General features: G+C 44.2%; 16 protein-coding genes. 13 read left to right on the plus strand and 3 right to left on the minus strand.

Translation table 11 applies throughout. The features are described from left to right. Positions 1-9: 9 nt before the first annotated feature. From JEU20_RS15900 to fliT, 4 genes are all read left to right on the plus strand, one after another. Entirely contained in the window at positions 10-366 is a 357-nt protein-coding gene (locus JEU20_RS15900) for a transposase (RefSeq protein WP_425356690.1), read from the plus strand. A 46-nt stretch (positions 367-412) separates the two neighbouring features. After that, positions 413-676: a hypothetical protein gene (locus tag JEU20_RS15905; protein ID WP_425356691.1), complete on the plus strand. Its 264-nt coding sequence runs from the start codon at positions 413-415 to the stop codon at positions 674-676. Between the two features lie 45 nt (positions 677-721). Then, a complete protein-coding gene (locus JEU20_RS15910; RefSeq protein WP_425356692.1) occupies positions 722-1,060 on the plus strand; it encodes a DDE-type integrase/transposase/recombinase in 339 nt (112 codons plus the stop codon). A gap of 304 nt (positions 1,061-1,364) precedes the next feature. Beyond that, the gene (gene fliT / locus JEU20_RS09735) at positions 1,365-1,691 is read left to right on the plus strand and encodes a flagellar protein FliT (protein WP_198245389.1); all 327 of its coding nucleotides are present in this window, start codon (positions 1,365-1,367) and stop codon (positions 1,689-1,691) included. 368 nt (positions 1,692-2,059) lie between these two features. Here fliT and JEU20_RS09740 read toward each other — a convergent pair whose 3' ends face one another. Continuing rightward, positions 2,060-4,522: a motility associated factor glycosyltransferase family protein gene (locus tag JEU20_RS09740; protein WP_198245391.1), complete on the minus strand. Its 2,463-nt coding sequence runs from the start codon at positions 4,520-4,522 to the stop codon at positions 2,060-2,062. Positions 4,523-4,616: 94 nt separating this feature from the next. Next, positions 4,617-5,477 (minus strand): flagellin domain-containing protein, encoded by an 861-nt coding sequence (locus JEU20_RS09745; protein WP_198245393.1) that lies wholly within the window; start codon positions 5,475-5,477, stop codon positions 4,617-4,619. 187 nt (positions 5,478-5,664) lie between these two features. Here JEU20_RS09745 and JEU20_RS09750 point away from each other — a divergent pair, with 187 nt between their 5' ends. Further along, positions 5,665-5,853, plus strand: coding sequence for a hypothetical protein (locus tag JEU20_RS09750; protein WP_198245395.1), 189 nt, complete (start codon positions 5,665-5,667; stop codon positions 5,851-5,853). Between the two features lie 57 nt (positions 5,854-5,910). Here the strand turns inward: JEU20_RS09750 and JEU20_RS09755 are convergent, their stop codons facing one another. After that, positions 5,911-6,708 (minus strand): cytochrome C assembly family protein, encoded by a 798-nt coding sequence (locus tag JEU20_RS09755; RefSeq protein WP_198245397.1) that lies wholly within the window; start codon positions 6,706-6,708, stop codon positions 5,911-5,913. 102 nt (positions 6,709-6,810) lie between these two features. Between JEU20_RS09755 and ffh the strand changes: the two genes are divergently transcribed. The 8 genes from ffh (at position 6,811) to lpxA (ending at position 12,347) form a co-directional block, all read left to right on the plus strand. After that, a complete protein-coding gene (ffh, locus tag JEU20_RS09760; protein WP_198245399.1) occupies positions 6,811-8,166 on the plus strand; it encodes a signal recognition particle protein in 1,356 nt (451 codons plus the stop codon). Positions 8,167-8,266: 100 nt separating this feature from the next. Further along, positions 8,267-8,527 carry a 30S ribosomal protein S16 gene (gene rpsP, locus JEU20_RS09765; RefSeq protein ID WP_198245401.1) on the plus strand — a complete coding sequence of 87 codons (261 nt, stop codon included), beginning with the start codon at positions 8,267-8,269 and terminating at the stop codon, positions 8,525-8,527. Then, positions 8,524-9,042, plus strand: a complete 519-nt coding sequence (rimM, locus tag JEU20_RS09770; RefSeq protein WP_425356708.1) for a ribosome maturation factor RimM — start codon at positions 8,524-8,526, stop codon at positions 9,040-9,042. Before rpsP ends, rimM begins: the two co-directional genes overlap by 4 nt. Next, positions 9,042-9,788, plus strand: coding sequence for a tRNA (guanosine(37)-N1)-methyltransferase TrmD (trmD, locus tag JEU20_RS09775; RefSeq protein WP_198245405.1), 747 nt, complete (start codon positions 9,042-9,044; stop codon positions 9,786-9,788). Before rimM ends, trmD begins: the two co-directional genes overlap by 1 nt. Positions 9,789-9,800: 12 nt before the next feature. Beyond that, the gene (gene rplS, locus JEU20_RS09780; protein WP_198245407.1) at positions 9,801-10,148 is read left to right on the plus strand and encodes a 50S ribosomal protein L19; all 348 of its coding nucleotides are present in this window, start codon (positions 9,801-9,803) and stop codon (positions 10,146-10,148) included. Between the two features lie 56 nt (positions 10,149-10,204). Continuing rightward, positions 10,205-10,705, plus strand: coding sequence for a methylated-DNA--[protein]-cysteine S-methyltransferase (locus tag JEU20_RS09785; protein ID WP_198245409.1), 501 nt, complete (start codon positions 10,205-10,207; stop codon positions 10,703-10,705). Then, positions 10,680-11,567, plus strand: coding sequence for a site-specific tyrosine recombinase XerD (gene xerD / locus JEU20_RS09790; protein ID WP_198245411.1), 888 nt, complete (start codon positions 10,680-10,682; stop codon positions 11,565-11,567). Before JEU20_RS09785 ends, xerD begins: the two co-directional genes overlap by 26 nt. A gap of 3 nt (positions 11,568-11,570) precedes the next feature. After that, the gene (lpxA, locus tag JEU20_RS09795) at positions 11,571-12,347 is read left to right on the plus strand and encodes an acyl-ACP--UDP-N-acetylglucosamine O-acyltransferase (protein WP_198245413.1); all 777 of its coding nucleotides are present in this window, start codon (positions 11,571-11,573) and stop codon (positions 12,345-12,347) included. Positions 12,348-12,552: the final 205 nt, after the last annotated feature.

Consider the following 12,552-nt stretch of genomic DNA (forward strand, 5'->3'; position numbering starts at 1 on the left):
GAGACAAAAATGAGCGTATTTAGCCAAGAATTTAAAGTACAATCAGTAGAAAAAGCATTATCCAGAAGACCAGAACAATCGCTAAAGCAAATTGCAGTTACTTTAGGTGTGGGTTACTCCACACTTCAAAAATGGATTCGGTTAGCTAAGAAAAATCAACTCGAAAAAACAGAGTCAAACATGTCAAAAGAAAAAAGCCCTCAAGATTGGAATACAGTAGAACGTTTTGAAGCCATTGTTCATTGTCATCATCTCACCGATGATCAGGCTAGCGCCTATTGTCGTGAACAAGGCATCTACTTACATCATCTAAATACCTGGAAAGCGGAATTTTTGTCAGAATCTAAACTACAGCGCACTCATTGATGAAGCCGTTGACAATGGAGCGCGGCAGAAATTAGCCTGTGAACTGGTGGGTATATCAGCTCGAACCTATCAGCGTTGGAACCGGGGAGAAGGACTCTCAGAAGACCTACGACTGCACAATACAGCGCCTGTGCACAATCAATTATCCGAGGCCATCAAGCAAGAAATCATCACCGTGATTAATAAACCGGAATACAGCGCTTTAACGCCGCATCAAATCGTTCCGAGGTTATTGGATTTGGGCTGCTATCTCGCATCAGAATCAACCTTTTATCGTGTCATGAAAGCCCACAACCACAGGTCAGCATAATAAACCGCAGTCACTCAAAGCCACACAGGCCAATCAAATCTACTCGTGGATATTACGTATTTATTAAGCCCCGTCAAAGGGCAGTATTTTTACCTCTACATGGTGATGGACATCTATAGTCGGAAAATCGTAGGCTGGCAAGTTCATGATGCCGAATCAAGCGCACACGCTGCTGATTTGATCGAAGATATCGCTCGCCGGGAAAACATCGACAAAAAGCAATTGGTGATACATTCTGACAACGGCAGTCCGATGAAAGGCGCAACATTAAGGGCCAAATTGGTCGATTTAGACATTGCCACGTCGTTCAGCAGACCTCGTGTCAGTAATGATAATCCTTATTCAGAATCGTTATTTATCAACACAGTGCGCTCAAGTTTGTAACACCCAACCAACGCCATAACGGCTTAGACAGCGCCGTACTCGAAAAAAGAAAACGAGTCATCGAGCAAGCAAAAAGAGACAATCCAGAGCGATGGAATGGACGACAAACACGAAATTTAACGCCCATTGGCCATGTTTATCTTAATCCGGATAAGGAAAATTTCAACACAACAGAATGTCAAGCAGCTTAATAAAATTCATTTCGTAAATTATTGCAAAAAATGCGACAGGTTGGTTGACATTTAGCGGTTTTGATGAAAGAAGTAAAAGAGGGTTGGGAAGCCATTCGGGATGAGGTATCTTGATGGGGGAACAATCTCAAGCGCAACACCTTGATGTTTGGCAATCTGAATTTGAAGATATGATGCTGAAAATTCGGCAGGCGATTGCAGAAAGTGATTGGGATGCTTTGAACGTTATGCTGCAGCAACGTCAAAAATGGCTGGAAATTTTTTGTCAGCAATTTAATACTGAGGAATCTAATGTGCAGGATGTTTCAGAATGGCTGAAACAGCTGAAGCAGGATGATCGAGAATTGATGGCGCAAATCCAACGGCAACAGCAAGCAATCAGGCAAGCACTCGCTGATCTTGACAAAGGGCGTAAGGCTATTAACGCTTATCAAACTTGATAACTGATGTTACGCAGCGGCTCTTCAATCACATTTCCATAATCTTCCATTCATCATTACTGTGAAAAAAATTCTCTGGCCTCTATCTTTTATCGACACAGAGATCACAGAGCACACAGAGTTATAGTTTGTATCGTTTAATTCCATTGACTGAACTGGAACCATTCAGTTATTAACGACCCTGTAGAAACATTTGTTGTTCATCCTTACTGCACGGTTTCATTCTCTGTGTTCTCAGTGTCTATTCATTAGACCCATTCGAGCCCGACCATCAACACTTACCGAAATTTCTTGGGAATCGTCATTCCGGGGTAACGCAGTGGAAACTAAGAAAACCATAAAGGCACTGCGTAACATCAGTTGATAATTCAGCCACTCGCTATTTCTGAAAGCATTTCTTTAGCGGCCTGGTTTTCAGGTTGCTTTTTCAAAATATAATCCAGCATTATGCGGGCAGCGTCTGCGTTATTCTGTTCTTTATAGAGTATCGCTAGTTTGAGCTGGTTTAAAATATCATCAGGATACTTAGAAATATAAAGATTGTAATGGTCAATCGACGCCATAATCTTGCCATTGATGCGCAAGCATTCGGCATATAAAGGCATGTAAAGGTCAGAAAGCTGGGCCAGGCATTGTAAGGCCAGTTCGGCATTTGAGAAATCTTTCATATCAATACAAATGCCCGCAATTCGACTCAATGCATCTTCATACAGAGAGGTATTCTCGCTATCGATTATGTGGTGATAATACTGTAGGGCCGCTTCGGGATTGTGCTGCAATTCGGAAAGGTAGGCATTGACAAGGCTGTAAAAAGGTGCGACCTCATCTTGATCAGGATAAGCGGAAATGGCTTGAACGAGGTCTTCTAAGCTGTCTGTTTTGCCATGTTTAAACAAGGTTCGCGCCTTTTTGCGTAACAATGACAAATCAGCCTGGTTTTTCGCTTGTTTAAAGTGACGCGTATCTTCTTTTTTTAGCACGATTTGGAACTGTTTAGCCATTTCTTGAAAAGCAGGCTGATACTTTTCGGGGATAGAAATGTCTGGGTGCTGGTTTTGCCACACAATGGCACGGCCATAGCTTTGATCCTTTTGCCATTGATTCAGAATTTTTTCAAAGTCGGGTGGCGATAACGATTCCTGCTGCCGGTTTTGGATGCGCTCTAAACTGTTGCTCAGTAAATCGATCAGGCGTTTTGTACCTTCCAAATAGGCTTCGTAATAGCTGTGGCCAATTTCTTTGGCTTCCTCGGCTGACCAGTCATCATGAAAGGGGCGAAGTGTTTTCAAAAAACTGCGGGTGCCAAAATTCTTGACCAGTTTGCTGAATTTTCGGTATTTGCGATTCAGAGTTTTTTCAACCTGATCGAGTGCTTTCTTGTCTTTATAGTTCTGAATAATGCCATTTTTATCATACATTTCAGTATTGATCGTTAATGCTTTCCGGGCTAAATCGGCAATGGCTTCCAGTTGAAATATTGCACGCTCAAGTTCAGCAATCATGTTTTGAAATAGCATTGAATCGGCTTGATATTCCGGCCAATTGGATGAATTATTTTTTGTTAAGCTGATTTCATCGACAGGAATATGGCTAATCGCAGGAATTTTTGCGGCTGATGGCGAAGGGTTGATCAGTTGACAGCCTTGCGCTTTAAGTTGAGCGGCTTGGTATTCGAGTGTTGAGATTGCACTGGCAAAATCGCATGATGTCGGGGCTTGTTTGCCACTGTAAGTTTCAACGGTTAATGAGGTTAAATTAAAGCGTGGTCCGGCTTTATGTTCATTGCTGCCTTTAGCATGAGTAAAGCCTTCGGGAGTAAAGCAGAGATCGACACCAAACAATAGAATGCGGGAAAATCCAAATTGATGTGCCACACTAATCGCTGTGTTCGTGACCGTAGGCCCGGCACCTGTGATATTCTGTGGATTTAATTTAGATTGCCAAGGGAGGCGGTTGCCTAAGTAAAGGGATTTTCCCTGCCACTGATTTAGCAGGCCAGGAAAAATATGATAAGAATGAACCAAGGTGACATCTTGGCCATATTTCAGCATTTCCTTGCTGACATCGAAACTGAGTTCGGTTGGGTCCACCGAAAAAATAAAATCGGGTATCAGATCAATCGCTAATAATTGCCGGGCAATCCGCGAAACGGTAAAGATGACTAGTTTGTCCCGGTTTTGTTGAATCCAGGGTAGAAAATTATCCAAAGATGGGCCGCCAGCCAGAATGGCTACGGTTTGGTTTTTGAAATGCTGGTTCAATATTTGAGCGGGAATAATATTGTCGGCCAAATTGTTAAGCTGCTGGGTAATAAATGTTTCATTACCCAGTGCCATATTGGCTTGCCAATGCAATTGTGACAATAATTCCGTAATGTGCCAACTCAGTTCCGCATATTCATCGATGTTATCTTCTTCTGCGCATAAGGCATTAAAAGAACGAACGCTATTGATATACAAATAATCCTGGATGGCATGTTGTTTTATGGTGTCATGCCATTGTTCCAGGCGAATACATGAAATGGCCTCAGGTAAGTCCTGAGGTAAGAGTCCGGATAGGGTTAATTCTTGCAATACGAAATCGGGTTCGACAAAAATATATCGCGTGCCCTGAGGAATGTCCTTGTCAATCAGGTAGTGAATCAATAGGCCGGAGTCACTGCCGATAATAATATTTAGTGTATTGGGCTTTAATAAGGTTTGGGCAAACTTTGCATCAAAAACGCTTTGCGCCTTGAGTTTGTAAAACGCAGTGCGATTGATCTGGGTAAAGAAGCGGTCGCCGAATGCATTCTTATACAGCGAGCCTAGCGGAGACATTTCAGTATTCATGGAATAAGGCCGGTTGCCCGAAAAATATGCAATCAATGGGCGGCTTGGTTAATTCCGCCCTATCTTTGATAGTAGAAAATGTTAACTATAGACGTTATTGTAATAATTTTAAGACGCCTTGTTGCGTCTGGTTAGCCTGAGCGAGCATGGCAGTTCCCGCTTGTTGTAGAATTTGGGCGCGACTCAATGCGGCGGTTTCCAAAGCAAAATCGGCATCCATAATCCGGGAGCGTGCAGCAGACTGGTTCTCAATAGCAGATTGCAGGTTGGAAATAGTTGTCATGAAGCGGTTTTGTACTGCCCCGAGTTTCGAGCGGCCTGAGTCAATAGATTTTATAGCGATATCAATTTTGTCAATTGCAGACCGAACCTTGATTGATGTAGCACCTGAGCCGATAGATAAATTTGGAGAGGTACTAGCAATGATGCTTAGCCCCGATGCAGCTAAAAGATTCGGGACAAAGATAGAAATCTGATTAGTGCTATCTGTATTGGCGCCAACCTGGAAATTAGTATGGCTGAGGCTGCCTGTCAAAATAGGTTTGTCATTGAAAGTTGTATTTTTAATGATGCGCCGAACCTCTTGTCCTAGTTGCGAATATTCATCTTGCAGTTTTTGCCTATCACTTGATGATACAGCGCCAAAGTTTGCCGCCTGTACTGCCAGGTCACGCATTCTTTGTAATGTATTGGTTAACTCACCCATTGCACCTTCTGCGGTTTGTGCCATCGAAATACCGTCATTGGCATTTCTGACCGCGACCGTCATACCGCGGATTTGGGAGGTCATTCGATTTGCAATGGCAAGTCCTGCAGCATCATCTTTAGCACTGTTAACTCTCAGCCCTGAAGATAAACGCTGCATGCTGGTCTGAAGCGAATCATTTGTTTTACTTAGCATACGCTGGCTATTTAATGAAATAACATTGGTATTGATGACCATGGAACCTGGCATGATGTTTCTCCTGTAAAAGTTTTTGATAAAACTCTAGCTAACACTATGCCAATAATTTAAAGGTAATTTAAAACAAAGGCTTGGGTATGTTTTTAAGTTTCCTCAATAAATGCCGTCAAAAAAATGTTTAAGGTTTTTTGTGTCATGCCGATATCTCATTTGAATCAATAAGACTAAGGAGATGAAAATGGTGGATTCTATAGGTGGTGGTTCAGCACCAGGTCTAGCGACCGCTTTGATGCAGGCCAAGACAGACCGGGAAAACCTGGAAGTTGCGGTGATTAAAAAAGGACAGGATATTGAAAAACAGCAAGGAGAAGCGGCGGTAAAAATGATTGAGGCGGCAAGTCCTGGGAAAATAGATATAAAAGTATAATTCTCAGTATTTTTCGCTGAGAAAAGAGCGGGCGGCAAAACTCTGCCGCTCGGTCTGTCAGTTTTTGTGTAAAATCAATTCCAGGACCATTTTGCTGCCAAAATAAGCCAGCAACAGCAGAGTAAAGCCCGCCAGTGTCCATTGGATTGCGGTTTGTCCACGCCAGCCGTAACGCATACGGCCTACTAATAAAGCTGTAAAAATCAACCAGGCCAAAATGGATAAAACCGTTTTGTGTGCCAGATGTTGTGCAAATAAATCATCAATAAAGATAAAGCCACTAAGTAGAGAAATTGTCAGAAAAATGACGCCTGCGGTGATCATTTGAAATAGCAATGACTCCATAGTTTGCAATGGCGGTAATGTCAGGATGATTTTCCGCGGTGGATGTTTTCTGAGCTGTTGCTCTTGAATGGCCAGGAAAATAGCCTGTAGTGCGGCTAGATTTAGTAGGCAGAAAGCCGTTAGCGAGCTAAAGATATGGATGTTCATCGGCCATCTGTAATGACTTGCGGGCTGTTTGGAGTCAAAGAAAATCAAATTCAATGCTAGCATCAGGGCAGCCAATGGAAAAAAGCCAATGCCTAGTTTGTCAATTGGTTTAGTCAAGCTAGAGAGTAAAAATAAGCCGGTAATGATGGCCGAAAGCGTTGAGCCAATATTAAAAAATTCAAAACTGATACCTTTAAGTTGCCAGGAAAACCAGCTAATGACGGTCAGGTGTAATGCGAGCCCAATCCATCCGGGAACTAAGCTGAAGCGGCCGACACGTTCTTGCTGAATATCGTAGAGCAGTAAAAACGTGCTGAGTAGATAACAGAAAATGGAGGCAGTGCCAAGAATTATGCTTATCATAATGATCAAACTGATTATTTTATAATGGGTATGGTAATATAAACGGTTACAGAGGCATAGGTTTAAAGCCCGTTCAACACAACAGAATAAAAGAAAAGTATTATGTTTGATAATTTAACCGATCGGCTGAGCGGTACACTCAAAAAACTTAAAGGTCAGGGGCGTCTGACAGAAAGCAACATCAAGGAAACCTTGCGCGAAGTGCGTATGGCCTTGCTTGAGGCTGATGTTGCATTACCTGTTGTCACCGATTTTATCGAAAAAGTAAGACAGGGCGCTGTCGGGCAAGAAGTGCAAAAAAGCCTGAACCCTGGACAAGCACTGGTCAAAATTGTTCAGGCTGAGCTGATAAAGGTCATGGGGGAAGCGAATGAAGCGCTGAACCTGAAAACCAATCCGCCGGCAGTCGTGTTGATGGCAGGCTTGCAAGGGGCGGGTAAAACCACAACCGTTGCTAAATTAGGGCGATTCCTGAAAGAAAAGGAAAAGAAAAAAGTCGGTGTAGTGAGTGCGGATGTCTATCGTCCAGCAGCGATCAAGCAGCTAGAAACACTGGCTCATGATGTGGATTTGGTCTTTTTCCCCAGTGATGCTTCAGAAAATCCAGTTGATATTGTTAACCGTGCAATTGATGCGGCCAAACGTCAATTTGTCGATGTTTTGATCGTCGATACAGCGGGTCGATTGCACATTGACGATGAAATGATGGACGAAATTAAAGCCCTACATGCCGCTGTCAAGCCGATTGAAACCCTGTTTGTGGTGGATAGTATGACAGGCCAAGATGCCGCTAATACGGCTAAGGCATTTCATGATGCCTTGCCATTAACAGGGGTCATTCTGACCAAGGCAGATGGTGATGCGCGTGGTGGGGCGGCACTTTCGATTCGATATATCACCGGTAAGCCAATCAAATTCATTGGGGTTGGTGAAAAAACAGATGCTTTAGAGCCATTTCACCCTGACCGGATTGCATCGCGTATTCTTGGAATGGGGGATATGCTGTCCCTAATCGAAGAAATTGAACAAAAGGCTGACAAGAAAAAAGCCGACAAGCTCGCGCGAAAAATCCAGAAAGGCAAAAGCTTTGATTTGAATGATCTGCGTGATCAGTTATTGCAGATGCAAAAAATGGGCGGCATGGGGGCATTGATGGATAAGTTGCCCGGTATGAATGAAGTACCTAAAGACATGCGTGATAAAGTTGATGATAAACATTTGGCGCGGCAAATTGCTGTTATTAATTCGATGACGGCGAAAGAAAGAAAATATCCAGACCTAATTAAAGGCAATCGGAAAAGACGTATTGCTGCCGGATGCGGCCAGGAACTGCAAGATGTGAACCGGATTTTAAAGCAACATAAAATGATGCAGAAAATGATGAAAAAGTTCAGCAAAGGCAATATGGCCAATATGATGCGTGGTATGAAAGGGAATATGCGCGGTATGCGGCGCTAATGGAAAAAGCTTTTTTAAAGATAAAAACTTCACATATTCTGAAAATCGCGTAAAATAGGTCGATTAAATTTATAATTCAATTTTTTAAGGTGTTTGTTAAATGGTAGTCATTCGTTTAGCCAGAGGTGGCGCTAAAGATAGTCCTTTTTATCATATCGTTGTAACCGATAGCCGTAACAGTCGTGATGGCCGTTATATTGAACGCTTAGGATTTTTCAATCCGTTAGCGAAAGGGCAGGAAGAAAGATTGCGTCTCGACTTAGAGCGTGTAGCGCATTGGAAATCCAAAGGCGCTCAGCCTTCAGATCGGGTTGTTAAATTGATTAAAGAAGCGGCTAAAGCAACACAAGAAGCTGCCTGAGTGCATTGACAGACAACGAGTATATAAACGTCGGAGAAATATCCGGCGTTTTTGGCGTTAAGGGTTGGGTAAAAGTTTTTTCATTCACTCAGCCGCGAGAGAATATTCTAAGCTACTCGCCCTGGTTCCTTAAAAAAGGAAACACGATCAAGGCCTTTAAACGAACGGCAGGCAGGCGGCAGGGCAAGCTGGTGGTTGCCGAGTTGGAAGGTGTTAATGACCGGGATACGGCAGCAGCCTTGTCGGGCTGGGAAATTCTGATCAAAAAAACGCAATTGCCGGCAACGGCAAAAGATGAATATTACTGGGTTGACTTGATTGGTTTGGCCGTGGAAAACCTGGAAGGCGTTAAGCTAGGACATGTCAAAAGTTTGTTCGAAACCGGGGCGAATGATGTACTGGTGGTTAAGCAGGGTAATACCGAGCGCTTAATTCCCTTTATACAGCCACAGACTGTGCGGCAGGTTGATTTGGAAAAAGGTTTGATTTCAGTAGACTGGGATGCCGAATTTTAATGGCAGTCAAACGCTTTGATGTCATCACCTTGTTTCCGGATATGGTGCATGATGCAGCATGTTACGGAGTGACCGGAAAGGCCATTGAGCGTGGGCTTGTCGATCTGACACTTTGGAATCCTCGGGATTATACCCATGATGTTCATCGTACGGTCGATGATAGGCCGTATGGTGGAGGACCAGGGATGGTGATGAAATATCAGCCCTTGCTAGAAGCGGTTAATGCGGCGAAGAAGGCGTCCGCTGATAAATCCAGAGTGATTTATTTAAGTCCACAAGGTAAGCCCATCAATCAACAATTGTTGATGCAAGCCGACCAATTTCAGCAATTGATTCTGGTGGCGGGGCGTTACGAAGGTATTGATGAACGGTTTGTTGCCGGGGTTTGCGATGAAGAATGGTCGCTGGGTGATTATGTGCTCAGTGGGGGTGAGTTAGCGGCATTGGTGGTGATTGATGCCATGACCCGACTACAGCCTGGCGTGTTAGGCGATGAGGCGTCTGCCGAACAGGACTCCTATATGAATGGGTTGCTGGATTGTCCACATTATACCCGTCCTGAACACGGAGAATTGGGCACAGTGCCCGCTGTGTTACTTTCGGGTAACCATGCGGCAATTAAACGTTGGCGAATGAAACAGTCGTTGGGGCGCACATGGCTACGGCGACCGGAATTGCTGATAAAAACTGAATTAACGGCGGAGCAGGATGCTTTGCTGGAAGAATTTAAAAATGAGATTGATTAACAGGGTGCGATAATGACTGATATTATTAAAGAAATTGAAGCTGAACAAATGAGAAAAAATATTCCTGACTTTGGGCCAGGTGATACGATCGTTGTTCAAGTAAAAGTAAAAGAAGGGTCTCGCGAAAGATTACAGGCTTTCGAAGGCGTAGTGATTGCAAAACGTAATCGTGGACTCAATTCATCATTTACCGTCAGAAAGATTTCACACGGCGTAGGTGTTGAGCGTGTATTCCAGATGCATAGTCCTCTGATTGGCGATATCGACGTTAAACGTCGTGGTGATGTGCGTCGCGCCAAGCTCTATTACTTGCGTAATCTTACTGGTAAAGCCGCTAGAATTAAAGAAAAGTTATCTTAACCTTAACTTTCTGATAATGCAAAAAAGGCAGCTTCAGCTGCCTTTTTTTTTGGAAAATGCCTCTGAAAATTGAATGGTGTGATGTCAAGCAAGCCTTAGGTCAGCAAGTATCAATAGTAATTGGACCTGCCGTGTTGGATATAGGGTTGATTGATGACATTGTCTGCTATAGCCGCTGGCGTTATTCGCGGCAGGGCGGTCGTGATTCTGCGGATTCGACTCTGCCGGGGTTGAATGATTATCTGCATGGCTTGGATAACCACTGCTCGCTCAAATTAAAACGACAAGGGCGATTATTTTCGAACCGAGTTTGGGAGAGTTTGTTGGCTGTTGCCTTTGGACAGACTCTGACCTATGGTGCCTTGGCCAAAATGCTTCATACCTCGCCGCGAGCTGTAGCCCAGGCATGTCGTAGCAATCCCTTTCCGGGCATTATTCCGTGTCATCGTGTCGTTGCAGCTAATGGTATTGGTGGATTTATGGGGCAATCGGATGGCGAATATATTGCATTAAAGCAAGCGCTGTTAGCCTATGAAGCAGATCACAGACACGGTTGATGCGTTTTTGGATGCATTATGGGCAGAGTCAGGGCTCAGCGAAAATACTCTGGCCGCCTACCGTAATGACCTGAAGCATCTGCGACTATGGTTGAAAGGGCGAGAGATGGCTGAAGTCTCTCAGGACGATATTGGCAATTATCTGAAATGGCGTGTCGAGCAAGGCTTAAAGCCGCGTTCATCGGCACGTATTCTGTCTACGTTGCGCCGCTTCTATGGCTTTTTACAACGTGAGGGTATCATCGACAGTGATCCAACTGAGCATATCGAAGCACCTTACCATCGGGCGGCTTTGCCGCAATCGTTGTCTGAAAGCGATGTCGAGAAACTGCTTGATGCGCCAGAGCTTACAGGCTTTCTGGGTCTGCGTGATCGCACCATGCTGGAAACCTTATACGCGACAGGTCTCAGGGTATCTGAATTAGTTGATCTTAAGCTTGGCCAGTTGAGTATGATGCAAGGTTGTCTCAGAATCACTGGAAAAGGTGAAAAGGAGCGGCTGGTGCCTTTAGGCGAAGTGGCACTGGATTGGCTGTCACGTTATCTTCAGGGCGCGCGGCGGGAGATTTTAGCCGGCCGCCAAAGTGATTATGTGTTTGTGACGAGGCGCGGAAAATCAATGACACGACAGGCGTTCTGGCATATTATTAAACGTTATGCCAAAAAAGCCAGTATCGAAAAACCGTTGTCACCGCATACCTTGCGGCATGCGTTTGCCACCCATTTAATCAATCATGGCGCCGACTTGAGAGTGGTACAAATGTTGCTCGGCCATTCTGATTTATCAACTACGCAAATATACACGCATGTGGCGCAGGAACGGCTGAAGCGAATTCATGAACAACATCATCCAAGAGGATAGTGTATGGCAACCATAATTCATCCTACGGCCTGTGTGTCTGAAAAGGCGACATTGGGTCACAATGTAACTGTCGGCCCCTTTGCGGTGGTCGATGATTTTGTCGAACTCGGTGACGATTGTCAGTTGCAAGCACATGCTGTGATCAAACCGTATGTCAAAATGGGGCGCGGCAATATTGTCCACTCCCATGTGGTTTTGGGCGATTTACCGCAGGATTTGAGTTTTAACCCAGACACCGTATCCTGGCTGGAAATTGGCGACGATAATTGTTTCAGAGAAGGCTTTACCGCGCATCGAGCGACACAGGAAAATGGTGCAACACGGATTGGTTCAAATTGTTATTTTATGAATCACAGTCATGTTGCGCATGATTGCACAATTGGTAATCATACGATTTTTGCTAATAATGTTGCGATTGGTGGTTTTGTTGACGTGGGTGACCGTGTATTTATGGGGGGTGCGGTCGTTGTGCATCAATTTTGCCGTATTGGTGCTTATGCTATTGTCCAAGGGACAACGGGTATCAATAAAGATGTGATACCTTTTATGTTAATTGGGGGGCGTCCGGCAAAACATTATCGCTTGAATACGGTTGGTTTACGGCGGGCAGGAATTACCGGAGCGCGTTATAAAGTATTGTCGGCGGCATTCCGCTGCTTGAAGAAAAAACAAGCGCTGGATGATCTTGAGCAAACCGAAGAGTTAAGCTATTTGAAAGAATGGCTTGCGGCTAAAAGTAAACGTGGTTTGCATGGTTTCGTTGAAGTGGGTGGAGATTAGTATTGGGTGGAATTTATCCTCGCCAACACTAATCTGTTTTATGCCATTTTTGGAAGGCATTGAGCGCATGCCGTCTTTCATGGCATGATGTTTCTTCATGTCATCTTCAGCGTGCGCGGCTGCTGATAAAAAAGCCGTGCTTAATATCAAAGCGGATAATATTTTGCCAGTCATGGTCGTCTCCAGTAAAAAGTGTACATCTCTA

It is taken from the genome of methane-oxidizing endosymbiont of Gigantopelta aegis, assembly GCF_016097405.1.
Taxonomy (GTDB): Bacteria; Pseudomonadota; Gammaproteobacteria; order Methylococcales; family Methylomonadaceae; genus Methylomarinum.

Bases quoted from the DNA above. Each gene is read 5' to 3' on its own strand.
- trmD (WP_198245405.1), top strand. From the start codon at position 9,042: ATGGCAGTCAAACGCTTTGATGTCATCACCTTGTTTCCGGATATGGTG.
- rplS (WP_198245407.1), top strand. From the start codon at position 9,801: ATGACTGATATTATTAAAGAAATTGAAGCTGAACAAATGAGAAAAAAT.
- JEU20_RS09740 (WP_198245391.1), bottom strand. From the start codon at position 4,522: ATGAATACTGAAATGTCTCCGCTAGGCTCGCTGTATAAGAATGCATTC.
- lpxA (WP_198245413.1), top strand. From the start codon at position 11,571: ATGGCAACCATAATTCATCCTACGGCCTGTGTGTCTGAAAAGGCGACA.
- JEU20_RS15900 (WP_425356690.1), top strand. From the start codon at position 10: ATGAGCGTATTTAGCCAAGAATTTAAAGTACAATCAGTAGAAAAAGCA.
- ffh (WP_198245399.1), top strand. From the start codon at position 6,811: ATGTTTGATAATTTAACCGATCGGCTGAGCGGTACACTCAAAAAACTT.
- fliT (WP_198245389.1), top strand. From the start codon at position 1,365: ATGGGGGAACAATCTCAAGCGCAACACCTTGATGTTTGGCAATCTGAA.
- JEU20_RS09785 (WP_198245409.1), top strand. From the start codon at position 10,205: ATGCCTCTGAAAATTGAATGGTGTGATGTCAAGCAAGCCTTAGGTCAG.
- rpsP (WP_198245401.1), top strand. From the start codon at position 8,267: ATGGTAGTCATTCGTTTAGCCAGAGGTGGCGCTAAAGATAGTCCTTTT.
- xerD (WP_198245411.1), top strand. From the start codon at position 10,680: ATGAAGCAGATCACAGACACGGTTGATGCGTTTTTGGATGCATTATGG.
- JEU20_RS09755 (WP_198245397.1), bottom strand. From the start codon at position 6,708: ATGATAAGCATAATTCTTGGCACTGCCTCCATTTTCTGTTATCTACTC.
- JEU20_RS09750 (WP_198245395.1), top strand. From the start codon at position 5,665: ATGGTGGATTCTATAGGTGGTGGTTCAGCACCAGGTCTAGCGACCGCT.
- JEU20_RS09745 (WP_198245393.1), bottom strand. From the start codon at position 5,477: ATGCCAGGTTCCATGGTCATCAATACCAATGTTATTTCATTAAATAGC.